The sequence below is a fragment of the uncultured Thiodictyon sp. genome, from assembly GCF_903828115.1.
Taxonomy (GTDB): domain Bacteria; phylum Pseudomonadota; class Gammaproteobacteria; order Chromatiales; family Chromatiaceae; genus Thiodictyon.
In genome coordinates this window covers 1-14,588 of record NZ_CAIKKU010000041.1, presented here as the reverse complement: position 1 = coordinate 14,588, position 14,588 = coordinate 1, and the positions used below count along the sequence as shown (strand labels likewise).

10 protein-coding genes are annotated in these 14,588 nt (G+C 67.6%); 5 read left to right on the top strand and 5 right to left on the bottom strand.

Annotated elements, in window-relative coordinates:
* Positions 1–71 precede the first annotated feature (71 nt).
* Complete coding sequence (locus tag QZY48_RS01515; protein ID WP_295426789.1) at positions 72–1,577, top strand: glycoside hydrolase family 44 protein; 1,506 nt, start codon at positions 72–74, stop codon at positions 1,575–1,577.
* Between the two features lie 87 nt (positions 1,578–1,664).
* Here QZY48_RS01515 and rpsT read toward each other — a convergent pair whose 3' ends face one another.
* Positions 1,665–1,928 (bottom strand): 30S ribosomal protein S20, encoded by a 264-nt coding sequence (gene rpsT, locus QZY48_RS01510; RefSeq protein WP_100920854.1) that lies wholly within the window; start codon positions 1,926–1,928, stop codon positions 1,665–1,667.
* 318 nt (positions 1,929–2,246) lie between these two features.
* On the opposite strand from rpsT, the gene murJ reads away from it, so the two are divergent.
* The 4 genes from murJ to QZY48_RS01490 all read left to right on the top strand — a co-directional run bounded on the left by murJ (position 2,247) and on the right by QZY48_RS01490 (position 8,200).
* Entirely contained in the window at positions 2,247–3,803 is a 1,557-nt protein-coding gene (gene murJ / locus QZY48_RS01505) for a murein biosynthesis integral membrane protein MurJ (RefSeq protein ID WP_295426786.1), read from the top strand.
* 304 nt (positions 3,804–4,107) lie between these two features.
* A complete protein-coding gene (locus tag QZY48_RS01500) occupies positions 4,108–4,356 on the top strand; it encodes a DUF2442 domain-containing protein (protein ID WP_295426784.1) in 249 nt (82 codons plus the stop codon).
* Positions 4,357–4,467: 111 nt separating this feature from the next.
* Positions 4,468–7,458 (top strand): metallophosphoesterase, encoded by a 2,991-nt coding sequence (locus QZY48_RS01495; RefSeq protein WP_295426782.1) that lies wholly within the window; start codon positions 4,468–4,470, stop codon positions 7,456–7,458.
* Between the two features lie 454 nt (positions 7,459–7,912).
* Positions 7,913–8,200: a type II toxin-antitoxin system Phd/YefM family antitoxin gene (locus QZY48_RS01490; RefSeq protein WP_295426780.1), complete on the top strand. Its 288-nt coding sequence runs from the start codon at positions 7,913–7,915 to the stop codon at positions 8,198–8,200.
* 302 nt (positions 8,201–8,502) lie between these two features.
* On the opposite strand, the gene QZY48_RS01485 is transcribed toward QZY48_RS01490, so the two are convergent.
* The 4 genes from QZY48_RS01485 to QZY48_RS01470 all read right to left on the bottom strand — a co-directional run bounded on the left by QZY48_RS01485 (position 8,503) and on the right by QZY48_RS01470 (position 14,449).
* Positions 8,503–9,219, bottom strand: a complete 717-nt coding sequence (locus tag QZY48_RS01485) for a hypothetical protein (protein ID WP_295426777.1) — start codon at positions 9,217–9,219, stop codon at positions 8,503–8,505.
* 40 nt (positions 9,220–9,259) lie between these two features.
* Entirely contained in the window at positions 9,260–10,471 is a 1,212-nt protein-coding gene (locus QZY48_RS01480) for an AAA family ATPase (RefSeq protein WP_295426774.1), read from the bottom strand.
* A gap of 449 nt (positions 10,472–10,920) precedes the next feature.
* A complete protein-coding gene (locus tag QZY48_RS01475; RefSeq protein WP_295426772.1) occupies positions 10,921–13,374 on the bottom strand; it encodes an EAL domain-containing protein in 2,454 nt (817 codons plus the stop codon).
* Between the two features lie 4 nt (positions 13,375–13,378).
* The gene (locus QZY48_RS01470; protein ID WP_295426769.1) at positions 13,379–14,449 is read right to left on the bottom strand and encodes a spermidine/putrescine ABC transporter substrate-binding protein; all 1,071 of its coding nucleotides are present in this window, start codon (positions 14,447–14,449) and stop codon (positions 13,379–13,381) included.
* Between the last annotated feature and the right edge of the window lie 139 nt (positions 14,450–14,588).

Here is a 14,588-nt window from a genome sequence, read left to right as displayed (position 1 = left end):
GCTCGCCAGCGTGATTGAAACCTGTCGCCAGCGCGGCCAGGTGCCGTGGCCCTATCTGGCCGGCGTGATCGCTGAGCGCCGCGCCGGTCGCGCGGCCGCTCCGCTGCCGGCTCCAATGCCGGGTCTCTGAACGGCTACCCTCGCGCTACAACTGGCAGCTCGACGCGAGCAACACCGGAGCTGACTGGTATTTCGAGAATGTCCGGATGAGTGACGCGGTCAATCTGCCGGCCGACTCAGGCGCCAACCGTGTCATCACCCAGAATCGCCAGGTGGGGGTGGCCACGGTGCTGACCATGCCGTTGATCGGTTATGTGGCGAAAGACGCCGCGTCCTGCGGATTCGGCATCACCAAGTACGGCGCGCAGACCGACAAAGACTGGCAGTGGCGTCCCAACTGCGGCAACGGCGTCAAGACGGGCGGCAGCCTGGTGACGGGTAACAACCCGGCGGACACCAGCCTTGCGGTCGGTCCCAGTTTCGCGCAGGCCTGGGTGAGCGCACTGGTCAGCCGCTACGGCAACGCGGCCAACAGCGGCGTGCGCTATTACGATCTGGACAACGAGCCGGACCTCTGGTGGGACACCCACCGCGACGTGGCACCCACCGGCCTGAAATACGACCAGTTGCGCGACCGCACCTACCAATACGCCGCCGCCATCAAGACGGCCGACCCCGCGGCCCAGACCCTGGGGCCGGTGGTGATGGGCTGGACCTATTATTGGCATTCACCTTACGACGGACAGCGGCAGGATTGGCAAACCCCGGACGACCGCAACGCCCACGGCGGTACGCCCCTGGTGCCCTGGTATCTGCAACAGATGAAGGCCTATGAGCTGGCCCATGGCAAGCGCATCCTGGATTTTCTGGATCTCCACTATTACCCGGCCGCGTCCGGCGTCGCCTTGAGCCCGGCCGGCAACACCGCCACCCAGGCCCTGCGGCTCAACAGCACCCGCTCGCTGTGGGACCCGAGCTATGTGGATGAGAGCTGGATCGCGTCCGCCGGCCCGGACGGCGGTATCGTCAAGCTGATCCCGCGTATGCGCGAGTGGGTGAACGCCAACTATCCCGGCACCAAGCTGGCCATCACCGAATACAACTGGGGTGCGCCCGAGCACATCAACGGCGCCCTGGCCCAGGCCGACGTGTTGGGCATCTTCGGCCGCGAGGGATTGGACTTGGCGACGCTGTGGTCCCCGCCCCAATCCTCCCAGCCGCTCGCCTTCGCCTTTCGCATCTACCGCAACTATAACGGGAGCGGCGGGCGCTTCGGCGAGACCAGCGTGAGTGCCGCCAGCAGCGCCCAGGACCGGCTGGCCATCTATGCCGCCGAGGAGAGCGCTACCGGCGCCCTGACCCTGGTCGTCATCAACAAGACCGCCGGCAATCTGTCCGCGCCCCTGACCCTGAGCCACTTCACGTCCGGCGGTCTCGTGCAGGGCTGGCGCTACAGCGCCGCCCAGTTGAACGGCATCACGCGCCTGCCCGATCAAGGCCTCAGCGGTGTCACCTTCACCAGCACCTACCCGGCCAATTCGATCACCCTCTACCGGGTGCCGGGCCGACGCCTGTGACGGGCACAAAAAAACCGGCTCTTGAGCCGGTTTTCTTGTCTGGTCCCGCGGACAGTGCACGCGGGACCGGGGGGTAGCCGATGGGCCTTACGCCATCGCCTTGATATGGGCGTTCAGGCGGCTCTTGTGGCGGGCGGCCTTGTTGGCGTGGATGATCCCCTTGGTGGTGGCGCCGTCGATCTGCGGCACTGCACTCTTGTAAGCCTCGACCGCGGCCGCCTTGTCGCCCGACTCGATGGCCTTGACGACCTTCTTGACGAAGGTGCGGAAGGTGCTGCGCTGAGACGCGTTCTGCTGACGACGCTTCTCGGCCTGACGGGCGCGTTTTTCGGCTTGTGCTGAGTTCGCCAAGGGTGGGTCTCCTGGGATCCATTGGGCAAGAGCCCACGACAGGGGCTCGGATAAAGACCGTGCATTTTCCACAGTCGCGGGGCCGCTGTCAACTCGGATTCCGCAGCTACAGCTACCGGACGTTCCCTCGGACCGGGCGTCGTTGTCGTTGTCGTTGTCGTAATCGTGGTCGGATTGTTCGATTACGACGACGACAACGACCGCGTACCCGGGATCTCGGTCACCACATCAGTTCTGATCGCACCCCGTCGATGGACAAAGCGTGGCGATGCCTACTCTTACGTCTATACTCACGGATTTTTGCGGAGCCCCGCCGCCGTGTCTTCCCTCGCCGCATCCATCGCCAAGGTGGGCAGCCTGACCTTCCTCTCGCGCCTGCTGGGGTTCCTGCGCGACCTGGTGATCGCCCGCGTGTTCGGGGCGGACGCGGGCACCGACGCCTTCTTCGTCGCCTTCAAGATCCCCAACCTGATGCGCCGGCTGTTCGCCGAGGGGGCCTTCTCCATGGCCTTCGTGCCGCTGCTCAACGAGTATCGGCAGCGGCGCGGGCTGCCGGAGGTCAAGTGCTTCATCGACGCCATGGCGGGCGCCCTGGGGGCGGTCCTGGTGGTGGTGACCCTGGTCGGCATCCTGGCCGCCCCGCTGCTGGTGCTGCTCTTCGCCCCCGGGTTCACGGATGAACCGGGGCAGCGGGAACTGACCGTGGCGATGCTGCGGCTCACCTTCCCCTATGTGCTCTTCATCTCGCTGACCGCCTTGGCCGGCGGCATCCTCAACACCTATGAGCGCTTCGGGGTCCCGGCCTTCACCCCGGTCCTGCTCAACCTCAGCCTGATCGGCGCGGCCCTGTGGCTCGCGCCGCGGATGGGCGAGCCGATCGTTGCCCTGGCCTGGGGGGTGCTGATCGCGGGGGTGGCGCAACTCGCCTTCCAACTGCCCTTCCTGGCGCGCCTGGGGCTGCTGCCGCGCCCGCGGCTGGACCTGCGCGACCCCGGGGTGCGGCGCACCGTGCGGCTCATGGGGCCGGCCCTGTTCGGGGCCTCCGTGGGCCAGCTCAACCTGCTGCTCAACACCATCCTCGCCTCCTTCCTGGTCAGCGGGAGCATCTCCTGGCTCTATTACTCGGACCGGCTGATGGAGTTCCCCATGGGCCTCCTGGGCGTCGCCCTGGGCACCGTGATCCTGCCGCGGCTCTCGCAGCGCCACGCGGCCGCGGACCCGGCCGCCTTCTCCGACACGCTGGACTGGGGCCTGCGCTGGCTCCTGTTGCTCGGGGTCCCGGCCGCGCTGGGGCTCCTGGTGCTGGCCGGTCCGATCATCGCCACGCTCTTTTACGCGGGCGAGCCCGCCGGCCCGGTGGGTGCGGGCTTCAGTGCCAAGGACGCGCGCATGACCGCCCTGAGCCTGATGGCCTTTGCCCCGGGCCTGATCGGCTTCATCGGCGTCAAGGTGCTGGCCCCCGGCTTCTACGCCCGCCAGGAGATGATGGCCCCGGTGCGGATCGCCCTCATCGCCATGGCCGTCAATATCGTCGCAAGCCTCGCACTGATGGCGCCCCTGGGGCATACGGGGCTGGCGCTCGCGACCAGCCTTTCGGGGCTCGCCAACGCCGGGTTCCTACTCCACGCATTGCGGCGCGCGGGCATCTACCGCCCCCGGCCGGGATGGACCGCGCTGCTCGCCAAGGGCCTGGGCGCCAACCTGCTGATGGGCCTGGTCCTGTTTCTGGGCGCCGGGCCGCTCGACGACTGGCTTGCCATGGGCGGCGGGGCGCGGGCCCTGGAACTGTGCCTGTGGCTGCTCGCCGGCGGCGGCGTCTACGCCGTGATCCTGCTCGCCGGCGGCATCCGGCCGCGGCACTTGCTCCAGGTCTGAGTGCCGCTCTCGCGGGATGCCCCTGCCCCAGACCGGTCGGGGGCGATCTCATCCGTGTTAAGCTCTTTAGTAGTGGTCGTGTCCGCGCTCCCACCACTGCGGCGACGACCGAGGCGCCCCTCAACTTCGCGGCTGCGCCGTGATCGGACGCGAGCGCGAGCACAGGCCGAACCGGTAGCGGAAGCCAAATTTCGGCTCTTACCCCAAGCGCAGCCCGTACGCAATGATGGGTTCGATGCCCGACCACTGCGCCAGATCGCCGACATGGTCAGAGACCATCGCGAACTCCTGGAGAGGGCCTGGAATGAACATTTCGCCTAAGACCGTCAACTGCGACGAAAACAACCTGTGGGTCGAGTTGAACGAGGGGCGCACTCTCGGCGTCCCCTTGGCTTGGTTCCCGCGCCTGCTTGCCGCGAGGCCGGCAGAACAGGCAGCCTATGAGATCAATCCGCGGGGCATCCACTGGGATGCGCTGGACGAGGACGTTTCAGTCAAAGGATTGCTGGCAGGTCTGGCTGACATCCGTGAGCTTAACCGCAAGGTAGCATGATCCCACTGGCGGGTACCGGACATAGAACCGTGGTAGGTCCCCTATTTCCAGGTGATCGAGACGAAGCCGCGCTGACCCTTCACAACCCAATCGCTGTCAACCTCCATAACCATGCCCAACAACTGCTTCTCCTGGCTGCACCTGACCGACCTGCACTACGGCCTCAAGGGGCAGCACTGCTTGTGGCCGAATCTGCGCCAGCCCTTTCTCGATGACATCGCGAAGCTGCACGGGCTTTGCGGCCCCTGGGACGCGGTGCTGTTCACCGGCGACCTGGTGCAATCCGGCGAGCCCGAGCAGTTCGAGGCGATGCAGAGGGGGTTTCTCGACCCCCTGTGGGCGCGCCTCGACAAGCTCGGATCGGGCGACGCCAAGCTTCTGGCCGTGCCGGGTAACCATGACCTCATCCGACCCGATCCGAAGCTGGACAACCCTGCCGCGCACAGGCTGCTGGAGCGGGACGGTTTCGATGGCGTCAACGACTGGTTCTGGGACAAGCCCGCATGCAGCTACCGGTCGGTCATCGACGAGGCCTTCAGGCCCTATCTGAACTGGTGGTGCTCCGCCCCGCACCGCGCGGCACCTGTCATCTGTGGGATGCTGCCGGGCGACTTCGCTGCCACCCTGCCGGTCGGCGGCCGGGCCATCGGCATCATCGCCCTCAACACCGCGTTCCTTCAACTCGCGGGGGGTGACTATGAGAAGCGGCTCGTCTGGGACGCCCGGCAGATCCACGCCCTCTGCCCGGACGGCATCGACCACTGGATCGAGGCCCACGACCAGTGCCTGTTCCTGACCCACCACGGCACGGATTGGCTGACCACCGACGCACGCAAGCATGGCGAGACCGAGATCGCACCAGCGGGTCGATTCGCCGCCCACCTTTTTGGGCACATGCACGAGACCGAGATCCAGCACATCCGCCGCGGCGGCAGCGAGAAGGCATCCCGTCTGCTGCAGGGCTGCTCGGTGTTCGGCATGGAGAAGCACGGCGAGCCGCCGACCATCGCACGCGCCCATGGCTACAGCGCCGGCCGCATCGCATTTGACGCCGACGGGGCGACGCTGCGACTGTGGCCGAGGATTGCGACCAACAAGCCCGATGGCTGGCGCTACGTGCCTGACCACCATCAGATTCTCACGTCCGACGAGGGCACGGCTCCGGACCGGTTGTACTGCCCACCGAAGCCCGCCTCGGCGCTCCCGACGCCTGCGGGGCGGCCAGCCCCTTCGCCGAGTCAAAGCGCCGCCCTGCCAACAGCAACCAACCCCCTGGCGGAATGGACGCGCATCGACCAGGCGGACCTCGACAACCTGTCGCCCCTCACGGCCGGCGAGGTGCTGCGCTATTTCGACGGTGCCCTGCCCACTTGGCGGCATGCGGTCTGCGCCGGAATCCCGCGCCGGCACCGGGTGGCGGAGCTGGTGCAGTCCTTTGAGAAGGCCCGCGAGAAGCGGGCGGGCTGTGCCCTGCAACTGATTCGGGCGGCCGGCGGCGAGGGCAAGTCGACCCTGCTGCTCCAGGCCGCGGCGGACCTGGTCCGCACCGGTCATTGGACGGTCCTCTGGCGCGGGGACGCGGACGTCGCACTGCCGGTGTCAGACCTGTCGGCACTGGCCACGGGGCACTGCTGGCTCATCGTCGCAGACGACGCCGAGAATCTGGTACCGGCGCTGGACGGGGCGGCCAGCCTGCTCAGCGCCGCGGGCCGGACCAACGTGCACTTCCTGCTCGCCGCTCGCGACGTGGACTGGATCGCCGCCCAGGGCAGCACCACGGCGCTGGCGGATCGCCTCGATGTCCGCGACGACCTGCTGCTCCAGGGCATCAGCAAGCAGGATGCCAAGGCCATCGTCGGCGCCTGGGAGGCCCAGGGTGAGGCCGGGCTCAAGCGGCTCGCCAAGAGCGCGCGGAACAAGCGGGCTGACCTGTTGTTCAAGGCGGTCCGCAACGCCAGCGTTGGCTCCGACGACGGCTCCCTGTTCGGCGCCCTGCTGCATGTCCGTTTCGACGAGTCCGGGCTGCGCGCCCATCTCGCCCACCTGATGCACCGGCTCCGCGACATGCCCATCGAGGGCTCGACCGCCACACTGCTCGATGCGCTGCTCCCGGTCGCCGCCTGCCATGCGGTGGAGATCCCCGGCATCGACGAGCGCGTCCTCGCCGATCTGATCGGGGTCCCACGGGGTCAGGTCCACACCCGGGTCGTCAAACGACTCGGTGCCGAGTCCACCGCGGTGCACAGCGCGGGGCATGTGCTGACCCGGCACATCGACGTGGCGAGGGCCATCGTCGTGGAGGCGGAGCGGTCGCTGGAGATCGATCTGGGTGAGGTTTGGGCCTCGATTATCCGGCAGAACGTCAAGACCAGTCTGGACGTACATGTTCACTCCGCATCCTTCTCACCTATCGTCCACATTGGCCCAAGACTCGCCAAGGCGCTGCCCGAGCTGCTGTCGGCCAAACGCCGCCACGCCATCGCTGCCGCCGCGGCCCGCGCAGCCGTCGAAGGCAAGTCAGACTGGCTCAGTTGCGTGGTGAATCTAGGCAAGACCTACCGCAACGCGGGCAATTATGACACGGCAGCGGGGCTATTCCGCCAGGAACTGTTTGCGGCTCCAGTAAAGGTGGACTATGAGCTGAACATCCGCGGCTATTGGTACGAATGGGGCGTCTGTGAGGGTCTCGCGGCGACGGAACGCACCGCCGATGCCTGGCTGCAGGGGCTCTCCCTCTCCGACCACCTCAACCCGGCACCGATCACCCTGGAGCGGATCAAACTGAGCTGTGCCGGGCTCGGGGTCGCCTTCGGCAAGCTTGCCGGCCGGGAGGGCCAGAACACCTTTGCGCTCGCCCGTCGCGCCGCCGCCTGGCTCGGCGAGCGCGGCGGCCCTGACGCCAAGACCTATTTCAAGGACCACCACCAAGCAGCCGACGCGCTCGGCACCCCCTGGCCCCCCGGCCGCGAGCAGGCCATCGCTTGGCTGCGGGCTGCCGTCCAGACCGCCGGCCGTGCACTCCAGGACCCCTTCCTCAAGGCCCTGGCCGATCCCGACGCAGTCAACTTCACGCATCTCGACACCAAGCTCCAGCATCGCTGATGGCCAGACCAGCACGATTCGCGACGGATGCGATCGTGCCGTATCTGTTCAGTGTCAGATCCCGGAAGATGATGGGGATCCGGAGGAACACCATCTTGGCGCATCCCGCACCGGATGAGGCGCGCGCGGGCTGGGGCCTGGCCGCCGGGAGGCGGGCATAATCCCATCGCGCGCCCCTTCGACCTCTGCGGCCCCAGTGATATACCTGTTGCTCTCCTTGCCAAGCTCCAGCTTGGCAACGCACAAGCCGAAGCTCCGCTTCGCGAAGTCTTGCACTTGGTCCGACTGCGAGCGTGCCCCGGCTGACTCGTTAAGCTGGAGCTTCGGCTTCCCGGTTACGAAGCTGGAGCTTCGTAACCAGGCTGAATCTGGCTTCTCGATCCGATCCGGCCCGGCTAAGATGGCCATGCCGGTGGTCATCGCACCACCCCTTGCCCGCGGAGGCCGATTCCCAATGACCGAGATATCAGTTGCCGAGGCCAAGACCCGGCTGACCGGCCTGATCCATCGGGTCGAGGGCGGAGAGGTTGTGCATATCACCCGCCGCGGCAAGTCGGTGGCCGTGCTCATATCGGAGTCTGACTATGCCGCCATGCCCCCCGACCGGACGCGGCCGGGTCTGTGGGACGCCATCGCCGACTGGCGCACCCAGGCCGCTTTCGACTGGCCGGACTTGACGCCGGAGGAGGTTGACGGGTGGCGCGATCCCTCCCCCGGGAGGGTCTTCGATTGGACCGACTAAGGAAATAGGGGACGTAAGGAAATAGGGGACGTACCACGAAAAAAACTCGTCGTTAGTTCCCCGCACCCGATGGCATGTTCGCTCGAGCCGATCCGCCAAAGACCTCCTTCAGGCTCCGGCACTCCAACACGCGATCACCCCACTCCTCAAGCTCGGTCTCGCCGACTTGACCTAGGCGCTCCTCAGCCCATGACGGCAGCGGACCGAAGCGGCGAGTGAACTCGTAGGGTCCGCTGTGCGGACCGTACAAGACTCTCGCGACGCAGTGCACTGCTTGGCTTCGGAAGCGTTCTTGCGATACGTCACCGGCTGGAATCGTTGCAGCGGTCTAGGTATGCGATAGCGGACAGCAGGTCATCGTGAAACCGCCGTGCCTGAGAGCATCGCTCGCAGATCCGCGACCACTCGGCGGTGATTCTGGGGGCGTGCTTGGCGTAATCGCGAGACCGCTTGCGCTTCTCCTGACCAATCCGCTTGCGCTTGACCGCCAGTTTATTGCGTAAAGGCTCCAAACGCGCGGGTATATCGGGATCGCATTCGATATCTCCCTGTATCTTGATGCCGGAGTCGTCGGGCAATGCAGCGGCGACCCAGGATTCGATTGCCTTGGACGGTATGCAGATGACCGTGCGGGGGCCGATGGCGATCGGGCTGAGCCAACTTCGTAGGACGGCTGCGAGCGCATCCGCGGGAGGCTGCACCGGCGGGCAAGGCGGTGGGCAGGGATCGACACAGGGCAATGCCCCGAGCGCCGCCGCCGCGGCGGCGATCTCCTTGCTGCAATCGGTATATCCCTTCTCCGCGACATCGGAGTCCAGATGCAGGACAAGGAGATCCAATCTTCTCGCCGTCAGCAACGTATTGTCCTCCAGGTTCCCGCCCTCGACCCGGTGGTATTGGCGGCACCACTCGAACACGCCGCACCAGCCCTGTTGCCTTCCCGCGGTTGGCTCCGGTTGCAGCAACGGGACGTACAGATCACCGGGAATCATGGCCTTCAGCGCGGCTTCGATGACCACGTGATCGGTCGCCCCCTCCGCTACCACCGCGACGGTGAAGCTAGACATTGGGCACCGCCCCCAGGTTGCCCATAAGCCAGAGCCGCGACAGCGGATATTCCCGATTCAGCGCCAGCAGCTCCGGAGTCGGCACGACGCGCTCGCATTGCGTGTGCCCCGACGTGTTCCGCTCGACCGCGAACAGCCGGATCTCGTCGTCGGCCAGGTTCAAACCGTCGATCACCGCAGGATTGTGGGTGGTGAACAGCAGTTGGCGATCCGGCGATTTGGCCTTTAGCCAAACCGCCAATCGCTCGGTCAGGCGCGCCGCCAAGCGCGGGTTGAGCGCTTGATCCAGGTTGTCGACGGCGAGCAATCCAGGCGCACTTGGCGAGAGACAGAGGACGGCGGCGAACAGCACGTAGAGAGCGCCCTCGCTGACATCGTAGCCAGTGAGCTGATTGCGGCCGTCGGCCATGTAGCGGTCAGTAAACCTCAGGACCCGGCTGACCCGTGGCACCGATGGCGAGAGCAAATGGCGGGTGGCGGTTTCGGGAGCCACAGACTCCGCCCAGTCGATCAGCTCGAGAATGCTGTCGTACAGATCCTCACCAGCATCGCGCTGTTCTTGCGTCGACTCTTCCGGGTCGAAATCGAGCAGCAGGCTCATCAATTCATCCATGGCGTCGGCCAGGCTGCCACCGAATAGACCGACGGGCCGACGTGTCTCCGGATCGGGGTCGTTGCCCCTCAGAAAACGCGTATTTGGCGAGTAGATGGCGTAGTCCTGCAACTGTTCGATGAAGCGGCGTTCAGGCGAGTCCCATAGCAGCCGAACCATCTGCGATTTGACGAATCCGTCCCGGGGCTCCAATCGATCCTGTACACCTGAGCGGCTGATTGGCGCACCAGCGGTCAGATCCAGGGTTTCGGCACTGTAGACCCAGTCCGAGGTCGTTTCGGAAGTCACGCTCTCCAGCGATACGCCATAGCGGGCGCCGCTCTCGTGCTCCGCGCAGAGTCTGATCTGCGGACACGCGAGCTGTCCCTTGAACGAGCTTCTATACAGGTCAGGCACGCCGGGACGAACGCCGCGCCGCTTCAGCGCCGCGTCGTCCAAGCTGCCGTCGGCGGCGGCGCCGAGCAGCCCGATTGCCTCCAACAGAGCGGTCTTTCCGGCCCCATTGGCGCCGATAAAGCAGTTGACGCGACCCAGCTCAAGTGTTTGGGACAGGATGGACTTGAAGCCTTCGATCTGGATGGTTCGGATCATGGCGTACTCCGGTATCTAAACTTCCGCGCGTCTCGGCCTCGCAGCCAAAACCAGCGGGCGGCCCACTGTATTGTGAGGGACAAACTCGATCAACCGCTGTTGTCGCCCCGGCCGGACCGCCGACCGCGGCGGATCTGCGCGTTGTCGCCCTGGGGTGCGACGGGTGCCGCAGTCCACGTTTCTCGACGCCGGGCACGCGCGCCGGGAGCAGCACGCACTTCCGCCAGACCACGAAGGCACGACGCAGGCTCGCGTTCTCCGCCCCCGCCAGCCACTCGACCAGGCAGGCGATGACCCGCTGGATGTTCTCCGGCGCCTGGGCATTCTCCAGGCGGAACAAGGCGGCGACAACATTGGGCAGACGCGCGAGGTCGGCCTCGGGGTAGCGGCGTTCTTCCAGGAGAAGATAGCGCAATTGGGCTGCCAGCGGCGCAGTTGCGGCGCCAGCCTCAACCCGCCGCCGCCAACACCTGCCGGGGCTCCCCCGCCAACAGGCGCGCCGCCGCCGCGGCCGCGGCGGGGCGGGCGAACAGATAGCCCTGACCCAGGTCGCAGCCCAGGGCGCGCAGGGCCTCCAACTGGTCCTGGGTCTCGATCCCCTCGGCGATGACCCGCAGGTGCAGGGCGTGGGCCAGGCTGATCATGGCGGTCACGAGCGTCGCGTCCCCGTCGAGCCGGCACAGCCGGGCGACGAATCCATGGTCGATCTTGATGCAGTCCACGGCCAGGCGCTGCAGGTAGGCGAGCGACGAGTAGCCGGTGCCGAAGTCGTCGATGTGGATGGCGAGCCCCAGGGCGCGCAGTGCCTGGAGCCGACCGGTCTGGTGCAGGGTCTGCTCCATCAGGACCGACTCGGTGATCTCGATCTGGAGGTCCGCGGCCGACAACCGGTGCTCGGCCAGCAGGGCGCGCACGGGCTCCACCAGGCATTCGCGTTGGAGCTGGACCGCCGAGACATTGACCGCGACCGGCACCGTCGCGTACCCGGCGTGGCGCCAGGCGGCGACCTGACGGCAGACCTCGGCGAGGACCCAGCGCCCGATGTCGCCGATCAGCCCGGTCTCCTCCGCGAGCGGGATGAACTGCGCGGGCCCCACCCAGCCCAGGGTCTCGCTGTGCCAGCGCAGCAGGGCCTCGAAACTGGCCAGGCGTCCGCTCGCCAGCTCGACGATGGGCTGATAGTGCAGGCTCAATTCGCCGTGCGGCAGCGCCAGACGCAACTGATTTTCCATCTGCAGGCGGGCCGCCACCCGGCTGTCGAGGTCGGCGGAGAAGAAGTGCAGTGCGTTGCGGCCCCGCGCCTTGGCCCCGTACATGGCCAAGTCCGCGCAACGGATCAGGTCGTCGGCATCAGTGGCGTCTTGGGGGTAGAGGGTGATGCCGATGCTGGCGGTGACGACGTACTGGGCGCCCCCCAGGTCGAAGGGCTCGGCGGTTGCCGCCAGGATGCCTTGGGCCAGGTCGGCGGCCTGTTCCAGGGCGCGCAGGTGATCGGCGACGAGGAGGAACTCGTCCCCGCCGAAGCGCCCGATATGGATCTCTGCCGCGGGGGGTGGCGCGACGCCCGTGAGGCGCCGTGCCAGGCTCTGCAACAGGGTATCGCCCAATCCGTGACCGAGTGCATCATTGATCTGCTTGAAGTTGTCCAGGTCTATAAAGAGCACCGCCAGGCCGCGACCATCCCCCGCGGCGGCCGTGATGCGGGCGGCGAGTAACTCGCGGATCAGGCGGCGGTTGGGCAGCCCGGTGAGTGGGTCATGGAAGGCGAGGCGCTCGATCTCCTCCTGATGGTCGGCCAGGTGCTCACCCATGGCCCGCACCGCCGCCGCCAGGGCGCCGATCTCGTCGGTGGCGGTGATCGGGATGGCGGTGCGCAGCGCCCCGGTGCCGATGCGCTCCGCCGCGCCGCGCAGGATCGCCAGTGGGTGCAGCACCAGGCGCCACAGCCAGGCGATCAGCACCGCGCAGAGCAGCGCGACGGCGAGCCCGGTCAGGGCCAGGGTCGTGAGTTCCAGCCGGTTCAGGGGGCCGGCGAGGGTCTGCGCCGGGAGGGCCGCCAGGGCCAGGAACCCGGGCTCGCTGCGGCGGACCTTGAACAGCCAGGGACCCGGGGTCCAGGTCTGGAGATCGGCGTTGGCGTCTTCTGCGGGTCCGGGCCGGGCCGGCTGGGCGCGCAACGCGGGCGGCAGGCGCCGCCCGGTCCAGGCACCGCTGGAGTCGAACAGGACCTCACCCTCGGGTGTGGCCAGGATCAGGACCCCGGGGAACCCGAACGGCAGGTTGCGCAGCCGCGCCCAGAGCGGCTCGAACGAGACGCGCAGCGCGAGATACCCGCGGACGCGCAGGCTCTCGTCCGGGCGGGACAGGAAGTTGTCCGGCAGGGTGATGCGGCGATAGACCAGCAGTGCGGTGTCATCGTCGGGGTGCGCGCAGCGGTGCAGGCTCAGACTGACCGGCTCGGGGTCGGCGCTGACCGCCGCGAACCCGGGGTCCGCGGCCCCGGATGGCTGCCGATCCGGCAGGCCGACGGCCGCCACCCGGACCTCCCGGGTCCCGTCCGGACGCAGAAAGCGGAGTTCCTGGTACTCCGGATAGGCGTCGCGGTATTGGTAAAAGAGCCGCAGCAGGGGCGCCTGCAACAGGGCGGTGCGCTCTTGCTCGTCGCTGCTGCGGGCATAACGCTCCACCGGGCCGGCCGCGGCGAACAGCGCGCTGTTGGTGCGCGCCGACTCGACCAGGGTGCCCAGTCCGGCCGTTGCCGCCTCCAGGGTCGAATCCAGACTCCTGGCCACCGCCTCTTCCAGGTCCTCGCGCAGGGCCTGATAGGACAGCCAGCCCAGCGCCAGGACCGGCCCGGCCACCAACGGCGCCAGGACCAGGGCGAGTTTGGCCCACAGGCGCACCGTCCTAGCCCCCGTGCACCAGGGCCGCGTAGGCCTGCTGCCTGGCACCGATGGCGGCTGCCGGCAGCCGGGTATAGGACTCGCAGCGGGCCAGCGTGGCCGCGTCCGGATAGATCAGTGGGTCCTGGGTGATCTTCGCCGGCAGCAGGCGTTCGGCGGCCAGGTTGGCGGTCGCATAGGACAGGTCCGCGGCGTTGCGGGCGGCGACCTCGGGGCGGTTGATGAAGTCGAGGAAGGCCGCGGCCAGGGCCGGGTGCGCGCCCTGGGCCGCGATGGCCAGGAAGTCCAGCCACAGGGCGCCGCCCTCGCGCGGGATCACATAGACGACCTGGTCGTTGCGGCGGCGCAGCGCGGCGGCGTCGCCGTTGTAGGTGACCGCGGCGGCCACCTGTCCGGTCAGCAGTTCGGAGCGGGCGTCGATCGCCAGTGCGCCATAACGCCGGACCGCCGGCCGCTGGGCCCGCAGCAGGTCGGCCGCGGCCTGGATCTGGGCGCCGTCGGTGGTGTTCATGGAAAACCCCAGTGCCTTGAGTGCAACGGCAAAGAGGTCGAAGTGGTCGGCGACCATCAGGAGTCGGCCGCGCAGGGGCGGGGCCGGGCGCAGCAGGTCCATCCAGGAGTCCAGGTCGCGACCCACCAGGTCACGCCGGTAGGCGATACCCATGGTGCCCCAGAGATAGGGCACCGCGGCGTCCTGACTCTCGGGATAGGCGGCGGCCCAGCGGGGGTCGAGGAAGCGCCGGTTGGGCACGGCGGCCGGGGCCAGGGGACTGATCCAGCCACGCTTACGATAGACCGTCAGGGCCGTGCCGTCCACCAGCAGGAGGTCATAGCCGGCCCCCTCCGTTTCGCTCAGCGCCTGGTCGCGGGCATCGTCCGTCTCGAAATAGACCTGGCGGACCCGGGCGCCGGATTCGGACTCGAAGGCCTGGATCACCGCCGGGGAGAGATAATCCTGCCAGGTCAGAATGACGAGTTGCGGACCGGCCGCGGCCGGCGGGTCGGCCAGGGCCGGGGCCAGGCCGCTCGTCAAGGCGAAGAGCAGAACGAGGAAGGACAGGGTGGTCCTGGTCATGGCGGGATGCAGGGGTGCGGGCTAATAGGCCAGTGTCCCGCGCCCGAGACCCTGATGCAAGGAGCGGGAAGGCCGCGGGTGCGATCAGAACTGATGTGGTGACCGAGATCCCGGGTACGTTGTCGTTGTCGTTGTCGCT